This window comes from Pedobacter sp. V48 (assembly GCF_000523515.1).
Classification (GTDB): Bacteria; Bacteroidota; Bacteroidia; order Sphingobacteriales; family Sphingobacteriaceae; genus Pedobacter.
On sequence record NZ_AWRU01000006.1, the window covers coordinates 389,349 to 401,968 of the forward strand.

The 12,620-nt window shown below is 37.6% G+C and carries 12 protein-coding genes; 8 read left to right on the plus strand and 4 right to left on the minus strand.

Annotation, left to right across the window (positions count from 1 at the left end; genetic code table 11):
* Positions 1 to 71 precede the first annotated feature (71 nt).
* Positions 72 to 1,844, minus strand: coding sequence for a signal peptide peptidase SppA (sppA, locus tag N824_RS06915; RefSeq protein ID WP_048904395.1), 1,773 nt, complete (start codon positions 1,842 to 1,844; stop codon positions 72 to 74).
* Between the two features lie 85 nt (positions 1,845 to 1,929).
* Between sppA and folK the strand changes: the two genes are divergently transcribed.
* Both folK and N824_RS06925 read left to right on the plus strand, forming a co-directional pair.
* On the plus strand, positions 1,930 to 2,397 hold the full coding sequence (folK, locus tag N824_RS06920) for a 2-amino-4-hydroxy-6-hydroxymethyldihydropteridine diphosphokinase (protein ID WP_255327418.1): 468 nt from the start codon (positions 1,930 to 1,932) through the stop codon (positions 2,395 to 2,397).
* Positions 2,398 to 2,413: 16 nt separating this feature from the next.
* A complete protein-coding gene (locus N824_RS06925; RefSeq protein ID WP_048904397.1) occupies positions 2,414 to 2,791 on the plus strand; it encodes a histidine phosphotransferase in 378 nt (125 codons plus the stop codon).
* Here the strand turns inward: N824_RS06925 and pssA are convergent.
* Both pssA and rho read right to left on the minus strand, forming a co-directional pair.
* On the minus strand, positions 2,788 to 3,474 hold the full coding sequence (gene pssA / locus N824_RS06930) for a CDP-diacylglycerol--serine O-phosphatidyltransferase (protein ID WP_048904398.1): 687 nt from the start codon (positions 3,472 to 3,474) through the stop codon (positions 2,788 to 2,790). The genes N824_RS06925 and pssA overlap by 4 nt on opposite strands.
* Positions 3,475 to 3,477: 3 nt before the next feature.
* Positions 3,478 to 5,175 carry a transcription termination factor Rho gene (gene rho, locus N824_RS06935; protein WP_048904399.1) on the minus strand — a complete coding sequence of 566 codons (1,698 nt, stop codon included), beginning with the start codon at positions 5,173 to 5,175 and terminating at the stop codon, positions 3,478 to 3,480.
* Between the two features lie 272 nt (positions 5,176 to 5,447).
* On the opposite strand from rho, the gene pyrF reads away from it, so the two are divergent.
* From pyrF to N824_RS06950, 3 genes are all read left to right on the plus strand, one after another.
* Positions 5,448 to 6,278 (plus strand): orotidine-5'-phosphate decarboxylase, encoded by an 831-nt coding sequence (pyrF, locus tag N824_RS06940; protein WP_048904400.1) that lies wholly within the window; start codon positions 5,448 to 5,450, stop codon positions 6,276 to 6,278.
* On the plus strand, positions 6,275 to 7,180 hold the full coding sequence (locus N824_RS06945; protein ID WP_048904401.1) for a DMT family transporter: 906 nt from the start codon (positions 6,275 to 6,277) through the stop codon (positions 7,178 to 7,180). Before pyrF ends, N824_RS06945 begins: the two co-directional genes overlap by 4 nt.
* Positions 7,181 to 7,325: 145 nt before the next feature.
* Entirely contained in the window at positions 7,326 to 7,547 is a 222-nt protein-coding gene (locus N824_RS06950) for a PspC domain-containing protein (RefSeq protein WP_048904402.1), read from the plus strand.
* 19 nt (positions 7,548 to 7,566) lie between these two features.
* On the opposite strand, the gene N824_RS06955 is transcribed toward N824_RS06950, so the two are convergent.
* Positions 7,567 to 8,217, minus strand: a complete 651-nt coding sequence (locus N824_RS06955; protein WP_048904403.1) for an ankyrin repeat domain-containing protein — start codon at positions 8,215 to 8,217, stop codon at positions 7,567 to 7,569.
* Positions 8,218 to 8,576: 359 nt separating this feature from the next.
* On the opposite strand from N824_RS06955, the gene N824_RS06960 reads away from it, so the two are divergent.
* The 3 genes from N824_RS06960 to N824_RS06970 are packed head-to-tail and all read left to right on the plus strand — an operon-like array spanning position 8,577 to position 12,616.
* Positions 8,577 to 11,132, plus strand: coding sequence for a DNA translocase FtsK (locus tag N824_RS06960; protein WP_048904404.1), 2,556 nt, complete (start codon positions 8,577 to 8,579; stop codon positions 11,130 to 11,132).
* 9 nt (positions 11,133 to 11,141) lie between these two features.
* Entirely contained in the window at positions 11,142 to 11,792 is a 651-nt protein-coding gene (locus N824_RS06965) for an outer membrane lipoprotein carrier protein LolA (RefSeq protein ID WP_048904405.1), read from the plus strand.
* A gap of 59 nt (positions 11,793 to 11,851) precedes the next feature.
* Positions 11,852 to 12,616 (plus strand): MBL fold metallo-hydrolase, encoded by a 765-nt coding sequence (locus tag N824_RS06970; RefSeq protein WP_048904406.1) that lies wholly within the window; start codon positions 11,852 to 11,854, stop codon positions 12,614 to 12,616.
* Positions 12,617 to 12,620: the final 4 nt, after the last annotated feature.

Here is a 12,620-nt window from a genome sequence, read left to right on the forward strand (position 1 = left end):
TTGTTTAAAGCCATCCGTCATCTCGATAGGAGAGATGACGGCATATTCTATAGAATAAAGCTGATGATCTTTTAATTTATTTTAATTTCAAATGGCATACGCGTTTGCACGCCCGATTTTGAAATGGCTGATTTTATTTGCTGATAAATTGGATAGCCATCACCAAGTTCTTGCTTAGCATAATAGGTTTTTACTTTATCGGTACTATTTTCCATAAATGATTTTAATGGACTTATCATTTCAGGATATTCCACTACTCTGTATTCTTTTACTTTTGCTTTTTTTGCTGCAGAAACAATTGCATCATTAAAGCTTCCGGTTCTATCTGCAAGTCCTATTTTTACTGCATCAGTACCTACCCACACACGGCCACCTCCAATGCTATCAATATATGCTTTAGACTTTTTACGTCCTTGGGATACATGAGTAATAAACGTATCGTAAACTCTATTTACATCAGTTTGGATAATTAATCTTTCACCATCAGTTAAGGGGCGGTTAGTACTCATGATATCAGCATACTTTCCGGTTTTAACACCGTCAAATGTAATTCCTAGTTTGGAGTTCAGTAATTTCTGGAAATTAGGGATCACACCAAATACACCAATAGAACCAGTGATTGTGTTTGGCTGAACAAAAATTGAATCTGCTGCGCAGGCAATATAGTAACCTCCGGATGCCGCCACATCACCAAATGAGGCAATTACCGGTTTAACCTTTTTGGTCAGAATGATTTCTCTCCAAATCACATCAGAAGCAAGTGCGCTGCCCCCCGGTGAGTTTACTCTCAATACAATAGCTTTGATGCTTGAATCTAATCTGGCCTTTCTAATGGTTCTGGAAAGGCGCTCAGAACCAATCTGTTCATTAGAGCCTTCTCCGCCAACGATATCTCCATCAGCATAAATTACAGCTACTTTGTTTTTGCCACTTTCACTTTTATCTGCATTTATATTTTTAGCATAATCGTTTATGGTTATGCTGCTGATATTGCTTTTCTTGTCTTTACCTGTCAAAGATTTAAGCTCATCAAGAATTTCATCTTTAAATTTAAGACCATCAACCAGCTTATAAGCAAGTGCGTCTTTGGGTTGCTGAATTTTATAATCATCCGCAATCTGATGTAAGGTTGGCGTACTGATGTGTCTGCTTTCAGCGATTCCGTCAAGAAATGTATTGTACATTCCGGTTAAATAAGCAGTAACCTGCTCACGATTTTTATCGCTCATTTTATCGTTAATAAATGGCTCAATTGCACTTTTGTAAGAGCCTACTCTTATAATTTGTGCCTCAATGCCTAATTTATCCAGTGCTCCTTTAAAGAACATGATCTGAGAGCTTAAACCTTTAAATTCAAGCGCACCTTCAGGGTTCAGATAAACTTTATCGGCCACAGAGGCCAGGTAATAAGCACTTTGAGTATAAACCTCGCTATAAGCTATAATTTTCTTTTTGCTGGTTTTGAAATCTATTAAAGCATTTCTTACCTCGCGTAATGTTGCAAAGCCCGCATTTGGAGAGGTTACATTAAGATAAATACATTTGATATCATCGTCTGTTTTTGCTTTTTTAAGAGATTTAAGAATATCATTAAATCCTATACTTTTCTCGCCATCTCCACCAACAATCGGTAGATTTGAAAAAGTATCATCTGGAGTTCGCTCTTTAATTGCTTGATCCATATTTAAATAAAGTACAGAATTGCTGCTTACACTAACAGTTTTATCACTCTCGAGAGAGGAAACAACACCAACAATAACTACTACAAATAACAGGGTAAAAAGGACAAGTGAAATGATAACTCCAACAACGGTTGCAAAAACATACTTGAAAAATTCTCTCATGTGGTGGTTTAATATTTATTTTGTAAATATAAGTAAAAAAATAGCCTGAGGCTTTTATATGATATTTGATACTAAAAAAGTTTATTTGTTACTGGGTAGCAACCTTGGCGATAGGGAACAGTTGATTGAAGATGCCATTAAACAAATTGCTAATGAAATAGGAGAGGTGTTGATAAGATCATCAGTTTACGAAACTGAAGCCTGGGGCAATGAAGATCAGCCCTCTTTTTTGAATATCGCATTAGGGGTTGAAACTAAATTTACACCCACTGAGGTGCTAAATAAAGCCTTGGGAATTGAATTGGAACTGGGAAGGGTTAGGCATGAAAAATGGGGTTCCCGTTTAATCGATATTGATCTCATTTTTTATGATGATATTGTTGTAGACATGGGGGCTGAATTACAAATACCTCACCCTCAAATGCAATACAGAAAGTTCGTTTTAGAGCCTTTGGCTGAGATAGCGCCTGATTACGTGCATCCGGTTTTAAAAATGACAGTTAGCGAAGTATTAGAAAGATTACGTGATAATTTATCTGTATCTAAAATTTAATTATATTTTTGTTCCAATGATTAACGTAAATAAAAATGATGAACCTTTAGATCTTTCTTACTTAAGAGAGATGTCTGCAGATAATGCGGAGTTTATCATAGAGATGATAGACCTTTTTAAAGTTCAAACGCCAGTATACCTTTCTGAGCTTGAAAGCGCCGTAGCTGCTAGAAACTGGCCATTGGTATCAACCTGCGCACATAGAATGAAACCTACCTTTGCTTATATTGGAAGGGAAGATGCTAAATTGCACATGCAAATGATTGAACATAATGCCCGCGAGCTTATTGATGTAGAGGCATTGCCTCAGGCATTTGCTGAAATTGCTGAGTTTGTGCCGATCTTATATAAGCAGTTAGATCGTGCAAAAGCAGATCTTGAGAAAGATCTTTAAGCTGCTGGAATACGCCTGAAATGTAAAATTGATAATCCGATATACAAAATTAGTATAAAAGGAACCGCTGCAAATTTTAGAAAAGGCAGCAGCAATGCTGATATGATCAGAAAAATATACTTTATTTTATTCTGAGCCCAGCTTGTTGAACCGAATTTTAAAGAGAAGATTCTAATCTCACTAACCAGCAGCCAGCTCAACAGTGCTGTTAATCCAATAAGAAGCAAGGTAGAATTGATAACCGAGGGATAGTCTTTTTGAATAAATGGCAGGGAGACTATAAACAAAGTATTCATTGGAGTATTTAAACCAATGAAATCTTCAGTTTGCCTGGTGTCGTTATTGAATTTAGCTAATCTTAATGCAGAGAATATTGTAATAATAAAGGCCAGATAAGGTAGGTAAGGTGATGCGTAGTCGCTTTGCGAAAGCAATTGATACATTACTACCCCCGGCAGGAAACCGAAGCTCACCATGTCGGCCAAAGAATCCAGATCCTTTCCGATGTTTGATTTTACGTTTAGTAATCTGGCAGCAAAGCCATCAAAGAAATCAAAGATTCCGGACAGCAGCACAAAATATGCTGCTGTCTCCAGAGCTCCGTTAAAAGCATAAACTATTCCGATGCAACCTGAGAACAGATTTGCACAGGTAATTGCATTAGGGATATGCTTCTTTATCATTTATTAGCTATTCATCGAAATTAAAAACTCTTCGTTCGATTTTGTGCCTTTTATTTGTGCCTGTACAAATTCCATAGCTTCCTGCGCATTCATATCAGCCAGGTGGTTACGTAAGATCCATACGCGTTGTAAAGTGTCTCTGTCATGTAACAGGTCATCTCTACGTGTGCTCGAAGCAGTAATATCGATAGCAGGGAAGATACGTTTGTTAGATAGTTTACGATCTAACTGTAGCTCCATGTTACCGGTACCTTTAAATTCTTCGAAGATCACCTCATCCATTTTAGAGCCGGTATCTGTTAATGCTGTTGCAAGGATGGTTAAAGAGCCACCTTTTTCTATGTTACGTGCAGCACCAAAGAAACGTTTCGGTTTGTGTAATGCATTAGCATCAACACCACCAGAAAGGATTTTACCTGAGGCAGGGGCAGTTGTGTTGTACGCTCTGGCTAACCTGGTAATAGAGTCTAGCAAGATTACTACATCATGGCCACATTCTACAAGACGTTTTGCCTTTTCCAGAACGATGTTGGCAATTTTAACGTGACGTTCTGCAGGCTCATCAAAAGTAGATGCGATAACTTCAGCTCTTACACTTCTTGCCATATCAGTTACCTCTTCCGGGCGCTCATCTATCAGTAATATGATCAGATAAACCTCTGGGTGATTTTTAGCAATTGCATTGGCTACCTCTTTAAGTAAATTGGTTTTACCTGTTTTAGGCTGTGCCACAATTAAACCACGTTGTCCTTTACCTATTGGCGTAAACAAGTCAATGATTCTGGTAGAGTAGTTGTTGGTTTCTGTGAAGAGATTTAGCCTTTCAGTTGGAAACAAAGGAGTAAGGTAGTCAAATGGAACACGATCCCTAACATCAGCCGGTAAGCGTCCGTTAATAGTTTCTACTCTTACCAAAGGGAAATACTTTTCGCCTTCTTTTGGAGGGCGGATACTTCCTTTTACCGTATCACCTGTTTTTAAACCAAATAGTTTGATTTGCGACTGAGATACATAAATGTCATCGGGAGAGGAAAGGTAGTTATAATCAGCAGATCTAAGGAAGCCATAGCCATCAGGCATAATTTCCAGAACACCTTCGTTAGTGATGGTATTATCAAAATCAAGATTTGAATAACTATTCTCGTTTTGTTTTTGATGACCGCCAGCGTTAGGTCCTTTAGGTCTGTTCTCGTCTCTTGGAGGTTTATTGCCTTTTTTGTTTTCACCTGAAGGGACATTTTGAATAGGTGCAGCTACAGGGGCTGGCTGAGCAGTTTCTGTAACTTCTGAAGGTGCTTCAATGGCTTCAATCTGAGGCTCAGCATCCGGTATGGTCACTTCTTCAATGGCTTCTTCAGCATATCTTTGTTCCGAGCCAGGAAGTGGATCAAACAACGATGCCCTATTGAAAGGTTTGGTTGTTGGGCCTTCTTCTTCCTTTGCAGGGATTCGGATTCTTTTACGGGTTGGTTTTTCAGCAGTACCAGTATCTTTTACAGTTTTCGCTTTACTGACTTTAGCTGGTGCTGCTACCTCAGTCACCTCAGCTGCAGGAGCGTCTGCTTCTTGTTCTGTTATTTGTGCAATAATTTCAACCAGTTCAGCCTTACGTAACTCATCCGCATTTAGTATGCCTTGAGTTTTTGCAATCTCACGCAATTCGGCTGTGAGTTTTTCATTTAATTCTGTTTTATTAAACATTATATGGGTGTAGAGAAATTTTTAAAAATAGAATTTACCAATTGAACAGAGCAGAAAATACGGCTATAAAAGATAGTAGAAGACAAAATTTTATTGGATTTTCTGGAATGATCAGATAAACTTTTAGAGAATTATGTTGCAATTGTATGTATTTGTAAACTAATCTCCAAGAAAAACTTAAAATTGTTTAAAATAATTTCATTCAAAAGTTTTTAAATAGGCATTAAATCACTGTTAAATTTGGCATCTTTGCACACAAAATTTACCCTCTGATGAATAAGAAGCAGTTATTTGAACAAATCAAAAGTAAGAAATCTTTTTTATGTGTTGGCCTTGATCCGGTTCTGGAAAATCTCCCAAAACACTTATTAAAATACGAAAACCCCGTGTTTGAATTTAATAAGCAGATAATTGATGCAACTAAAGATCTGTGTGTAGCTTACAAACCTAACACTGCTTTTTATGAGTCGATGGGATTAAAGGGTTGGGAAACTTTGATTAAAACATGGCAATACATTCCTAAGGATATTTTTACAATTGCAGATGCAAAAAGAGGAGATATCGGGAACACTTCGGCCATGTATGCCGATGCTTTTTTTAATGAAGCCAAGTCTGACATGAGTTTTGATGCTATAACCGTTGCTCCTTATATGGGAAAGGATTCTGTTGGTCCGTTTCTGGAATATAAAGATAAATGGGTAATCCTTTTGGCTTTAACATCAAATGCAGGTCATAGCGACTTTCAACTACATGAAACACCAGATGGTAAATTGTATGAAGAAGTGATTCGGATTTCCTCTCAGTGGGCAAGTAGCGAACAGTTAATGTATGTTGTAGGTGCTACAAGGGGTTCTGAGTTCGAAAATATAAGAAGATTGGCTCCCGATAATTTCTTATTGGTTCCGGGTATTGGTGCACAGGGCGGCAGCCTTGCCGATGTTTGTAATTATGGCCTAAATAAAGAATGTGGTTTACTCGTAAATTCTGCAAGAGCTATCATATATGCAAGCAAAGGCGAAGACTTTGCTGAAAAAGCAAGGGAAGAAGCTTTAAGCGTACAAAAAGAGATGGAGCAGATCTTATTGTCTGCGAAATTGATATGACCGCTAAAACGGACTTCAAACTAATATTTGCGTTAATAGGCGTCGCTGTCGTTTGGGGGACAACATACCTTGGAATCCGTGTTGCCGTAGAAACCATTCCTGCTTGGTTTGTAGCCGCAATAAGACAGGGATTTGCATCCTTGATTTTGATGGGGATACTGCTGAGCAAAAATGAATTGAAATGGAAAAACTGGCCGTATTTGAGAAGGCAGTTGCTGGTATCTGTTTTAATGATTGTTGTTGCTAACGGAATGACCACTGTAGCAGAAGAAACGATACCTAGTGGATTAACATCGCTGATTAACGCGCTAAGCCCTCTGGTTGTGTTTTTGGGAAGCGTAATATTCGGTTTGCAAAGACCCAGTTTAAAGGGTTTTGTGGGCGTAATTATTGGCTTTTTGGGAGTAGCTTTTATTTTTAGAGCGGGCTTAGGCGATCTGTTAGATCCTAACTATAAAACAGGTATTATGTTTTTATGTTTTGCGGTTACGGGCTGGGCATCTGGAACTATTTACACTAAAAAATATACCCTTAAAACAGATACCATTTTTCTAGATCTGTTCTATCAATTTGTATTCTCCGCGATAATTCAGCTTGGGCTAGCTTTTGTTTTCTCTGGCGATACGCATATAGCCTCATGGAGTTTAAAGAGTTTAATGGCGGTGGGTTATCTGGCAATTTTTGGCTCTGTAGTTGGGTATTTCTGTTATCATTATGCTTTAAAGAAAGTTACCGCTACCGAAGTATCTGTACTTTCTTATTTCAATACCGTTATTGCATTGTTTTTAGGTTGGTTGATCCTTGATGAAATTGTTACGTTTGATATCATTATTGCTACAATCCTGATTATCCTGGGCGTGTTCATCACAAATTATAAAAAGCAAAATAAGCTGGCAGAATAATATAATAATCACTAAATATTTAGATTCCGGGGAAAAGCACACAATGCTTTTATGTCTCAAGCGTTGTTACAACTAAATAAATATTACTGTACTCAAAAAAAATGCTTAAATTGTGGTATAGGAATTAAAATTTTAAAAAAATAATATGTTCCAGCGCATTGTTACCTTTTTTGAAAAGCAAAGTTTCGGGGTGTGTACCTACCTTGCAGAGCGTTTAAATATGTCGATTAGTAAAATCCGGCTGTTCTTTATCTACTCTTCTTTTTTAGCGGTAGGTTTTCCTATTGTATTTTATATTCTGGCAGCACTTGTTCTTGATGTAAGACACTATATCAAAAGGATCCGCCTGCGTATATGGGATGTATAACGACTTTAACTTTTTAAAACTAAACCCGCAGAATTTCTGCAATTTCAGAAAAACCCTTTTCCTCAGCCAGGTCAGCGGGTAATTTGCCTCCTTCCATTCTGCTGTTTACTTCAGCATTATGCTCTAGCAAGAGAATAATTATTTCAATGTCTCCCTGTTGGGCAGCCGCATGCAAAGGTGTGAAACCCGCTTGTTGTTTTACATTTATTATTGCCCCTGCATCGATCAGCATCTTGGTGAGGTTATAGCTTTTAATAGCTACTGCCGAATGGATAGGATATACATTAAAGCCATTGTTTGCGGGAATATTTACATCTGCCCCGCTTGCTATAAGGAACTTGCATATCTCCTCATTGGCAAAATAAGTAGCCAGACCCAAAGGCGTAAAGCCATCTGCTGATAAAGAATTTACCGAATCCGGGTTTTGAGCAATCAATTTTGTAGTAAGCTCATATTTACCCAATGCACAGGCTTCAAATATGGTGAGATTTGCCACAAAACTTGCAATTAATAAAGCAATTCCAGGTTTTCTGTAATAGCATGCCAATAATGCGGGAGATATCCCGTGGCTTGTTTTTTGACTGGCAAGCTGCGGCTGTTTGGTTAAAAGATCTGATATCTCTTGTTTCTTATCGGCTTCGATTAAACTTTCAAGATGAGCAATGTCCATTGTTAAATTTAAATTAAAAATGCTTAATAAAATTAACAAACTTAGCTAAAAATGTTTTATCTAAAAAAGAATCCCGCCTAGTGAAACACTAAACGGGATTACCCTAAAACAAAACTATATCTAAAAAATCAAAACTTAAACGCTTTGTATCTATGACTTTAATTAATTGAGAAGGTTTAAAATGCCTGAGGAATTTATTTTAAGAAGATGCATATTGTGCAAAAGTTTTTGAAGAAATAAACGTTTTTACATTGAATAAATTTGTTGAATTAGACGATGTTTAGCGGTATTTGTAATATCTTAGCATAGATGGCAATAATATTATTTAAGTTTGTTGATTATTAATATTCGTAAGAAAAATGTCGGTAAGGGGAAACCAATTTAAGTCCAATTCTTTTAAAAATGATCAAGCTGATAAGCAAGGCTCCAGATCACAAGGCACAAAGAAATTCAGGGAGAGATCAGAAATATTGCCCCGTCTGGATTTTCAGAATGGGCGGGCGGTTAAGATCATAGGCTTGTTTTTTGTCATTCTTTCATTATACTTTCTTATTGCTTTTACTTCGTACTTATTTACCTGGCAAGAAGATCATAGCTATGTAATTGATGCTAATGGTGGTTGGAGTAATTTGTTTAAAACTTACGAGGAACTACAGCAGGTAAATATACCTCCTGTGGTGCAGAACTGGCTTGGCAAAATAGGCGCGTTGTTGTCTCATCAATTTATTTACGAATGGTTTGGTGTGGCCTCTTTTCTTTTTGTATTTGTATTCTTTGTTATTGGATACAGATTGCTTTTTAAGGTGAAAATATTCGCCCTTGAAAAAACATTAGGTTATAGCCTTTTCTTTTTGCTGTTTATTTCTTTAACCTTTGGGTTTTGTCATGCTTTCTTTTCCAATGCCCCTCATTTTCTGGAAGGTGAGTTTGGCTATTGGACTAATAAACTGCTTACCGCCCAGATTGGGACCGCAGGAGTAGGGGTGCTCATTGCCTTTTTAGGGTTAACTATTTTAATAATTGCCTATAACATAGATTTTAAACTTCCACTGCGTAAACAGGATGGCGGAATTGTTCCTGAAACGCCCGATAATATTGAGCTCGAAAACGAAATGCCCTCTGAACCGGTTGAATTTACACTCAATGATAAGCTAGGGAATCAGCGCAAAAAAGAGCAGAACATTGTAGTTACTCCATCGAGATTTGAGGAAAGGGAAGTTGAAGAGGAAAAACTACCGGTATTTACTCAGGCGGTAAACGTTATGCATCCGCCAATTGTGCTTTCGCCTTCAGTTGATGAGCGACCTAAATCTCCTATTCTGGAGGTTCCTAAGGCTGAGCCGGAATTAACTATTGAAAAAACAGAAGAAGATAAGAAATCGGAAGAGCTTGTCGAGCAATTTGGCAATTATGATCCTACATTGGATCTGGCCAGTTATAAATATCCTCATCTGGACTTATTGGAAAACTATGGTTCTAATAAAATATCTGTTAATGCAGATGAGTTGGAAGCCAATAAGAATAAGATTGTTGAAACCTTAAATCATTATAACATAGAAATTGATAAGATTAAGGCTACAATTGGACCAACGGTTACGCTTTATGAAATTATCCCGGCACCCGGTGTCCGTATTTCGAAGATCAAAAATCTTGAGGATGATATTGCCTTAAGTTTGGCTGCTTTAGGAATACGTATTATTGCACCAATGCCCGGTAAAGGTACAATTGGAATTGAGGTGCCTAATATGCACCCGGAAATGGTTTCGATGAGAAGTATTCTTGCTACAGAAAAGTTTCAGCAAACTACAATGGATTTACCTATTGCACTTGGTAAAACCATCTCTAATGAGGTTTATATCGCTGACCTTTCCAAAATGCCTCACTTGCTTGTTGCCGGGGCTACCGGGCAGGGTAAATCGGTAGGTATTAACTCTATTTTGGTGTCGTTACTTTATAAAAAGCACCCTTCGCAACTTAAGTTTGTATTGGTCGATCCAAAAAAGGTCGAGTTAACCTTATTTAATAAAATTGAGCGTCACTTTTTGGCAAAGCTGCCTGGTGAGGCTGATGCCATTATCACGGATACCAAAAAGGTAATTAATACCTTAAATTCTCTTTGTATTGAAATGGACCAGCGTTATGATCTGTTAAAAGATGCGCAGGTTCGGAATTTGAAGGAATACAATGAGAAGTTCATTAAAAGGAAATTAAATCCGAATAACTCGCACAGATTCTTGCCATATATAGTGCTGATTGTTGATGAGTTTGCAGACTTGATGATGACTGCAGGTAAAGAAGTAGAGACGCCTATTGCCCGATTGGCACAACTTGCACGTGCGGTTGGTATTCACCTTGTGCTTGCAACGCAGCGTCCTTCAGTAAATATTATTACAGGTACTATTAAGGCCAACTTCCCGGCACGTTTGGCTTTCAGGGTATTGTCTAAAATAGATTCAAGAACTATTTTGGATAGTGGTGGTGCAGATCAGTTAATTGGTAGGGGGGACATGCTATTGTCTACAGGAAATGACCTGATCAGGTTACAGTGCGCATTTGTTGATACACCTGAGGTTGATAGGATCTCTGAATTTATTGGTGTTCAGCGCGGTTATCCGGAAGCTTATCAGCTGCCAGAATATATTGATGAAGCAGCAGAATCAGCTAAGCTTGATTTTGATCCGAACGACAGAGATTCTATGTTCGAAGATGCCGCCAGACTAATTGTTATGCATCAGCAGGGTTCTACATCTTTAATTCAAAGAAAATTAAAGCTTGGCTATAATAGAGCAGGCCGCATAATAGATCAACTGGAGGCTGCAGGAGTGGTTGGTCCATTTGAAGGAAGTAAGGCAAGAGAAGTTTTAATCCCCGATGATTATGCTTTGGAACAGTTCTTGAATGAGCTAAATAAATAATTAAAGAACATGATGAAGAAGATAGTGTTGTTGATGTTTGTGTTGGGAGTTGCCTTCTCCTCTTACGCTCAAACCGATGCCAAGGCAAAAGCCATATTAGCAGAGGTAAGCAAAAAATATCGTTTGTACGATGTTGTTAAAGCCGATTTCACTTTTACAGTAGATAATCAACAAGCAAAAATTAAAGAAACTCAGCAAGGTACATTGTATGCAAAGGCCAGTGCCAATAAATACAAGGTTGCCATGACTAGCCAGGATTTAATAAGTGATGGAAAAAGCCAGTGGACTTACTTAAAAGATGATAAAGAAGTACAACTTACAAATGTTGACAATAGTGATGATGTGATAAACCCTGCAAAGATTTTTACACTTTATGAAAAGGGGTATAAATATTTGTATACAGGGGATAGTAAGGTTGGTGGAAAGGTTTATCAAATGATTGACTTATCTCCTATAGATACTAAGAAATCTTTTTTTAAGATCCGTTTAAGTATTGATAAGGCAGCGAAGCAGATTTCTAATGTGCTGATCTTTGATAAGAATGGAAGCAAGTACGCTTATTCTATAAAATCTTTTGTACCTAATGTTAAGGTCCCCGAATCTACATTTGCTTTTGATGCTAAGAAGTATCCGGGTGTAGAGGTGGTTGACTTGAGGTAAGATTGTATTTTTTTAACAATTTTTTCTAAGTTTGGTGTTATGACAGTAACTCCTCTATTTTGAAGATCACGATTTTAGGAACAGGTACTTCGCAGGGTATTCCTGTTATCGCATGTAATTGCATAGTTTGTCGGTCAGCCGATCATAAAGATAAGCGTTTAAGGGTATCCGTGCTGATAGAAACAGGCGATAGGACCATTGTTATCGATAGCGGACCGGATTTTAGATACCAAATGCTTAGGGCAAATGTCAAAGATCTGGATGCTATTTTGTTTACCCATGAGCACAAAGATCACGTTGCAGGTTTAGACGACATCAGGCCATTTAATTATCTGCTGAAAAAGAATATCGAGATATATGCAACAGAACGTGTTCAGCATGCTTTAAAAAAGGAATTTTCTTACATTTTTGCTGAAGCCCATTACCCGGGTTTACCACAAATTGATTTAAATACCATAGCTGACGAAGCTTTTCCTGTTGGCGAGACAACCGTAGTACCTCTGGATATAATGCATTATAAGCTTCCGATATTGGGATTCAGGATAAATGATTTCGTTTATATCACAGATGCAAAAACCATTTCCGAAGAAACAATTGCTAAAATAGAAGGTGCTAAGATACTAGTGGTAAATGCTTTGCAGAAGGAACAGCATATATCTCATTTTACATTAGATGAAGCGATTGCCTTTGCACAGAAGATAGGGGCAGAGGAGACGTATTTTACACATATAAGCCATAATATGGGCCTTCATGAGGTTGTTGAAAAAGAATTGCCCAATAATATTAAATTAGCCTATGATGGGTTAACATTATATTGCGAATAAATAT

Excerpts from the sequence above, each read along its gene's own strand:
- pyrF (WP_048904400.1), top strand. The coding sequence starts at position 5,448 with ATGAATAAGAAGCAGTTATTTGAACAAATCAAAAGTAAGAAATCTTTT.
- N824_RS06965 (WP_048904405.1), top strand. The coding sequence starts at position 11,142 with ATGATGAAGAAGATAGTGTTGTTGATGTTTGTGTTGGGAGTTGCCTTC.
- rho (WP_048904399.1), bottom strand. The coding sequence starts at position 5,175 with ATGTTTAATAAAACAGAATTAAATGAAAAACTCACAGCCGAATTGCGT.
- N824_RS06960 (WP_048904404.1), top strand. The coding sequence starts at position 8,577 with ATGTCGGTAAGGGGAAACCAATTTAAGTCCAATTCTTTTAAAAATGAT.
- sppA (WP_048904395.1), bottom strand. The coding sequence starts at position 1,844 with ATGAGAGAATTTTTCAAGTATGTTTTTGCAACCGTTGTTGGAGTTATC.
- N824_RS06955 (WP_048904403.1), bottom strand. The coding sequence starts at position 8,217 with ATGGACATTGCTCATCTTGAAAGTTTAATCGAAGCCGATAAGAAACAA.
- pssA (WP_048904398.1), bottom strand. The coding sequence starts at position 3,474 with ATGATAAAGAAGCATATCCCTAATGCAATTACCTGTGCAAATCTGTTC.
- N824_RS06925 (WP_048904397.1), top strand. The coding sequence starts at position 2,414 with ATGATTAACGTAAATAAAAATGATGAACCTTTAGATCTTTCTTACTTA.
- N824_RS06950 (WP_048904402.1), top strand. The coding sequence starts at position 7,326 with ATGTTCCAGCGCATTGTTACCTTTTTTGAAAAGCAAAGTTTCGGGGTG.
- N824_RS06945 (WP_048904401.1), top strand. The coding sequence starts at position 6,275 with ATGACCGCTAAAACGGACTTCAAACTAATATTTGCGTTAATAGGCGTC.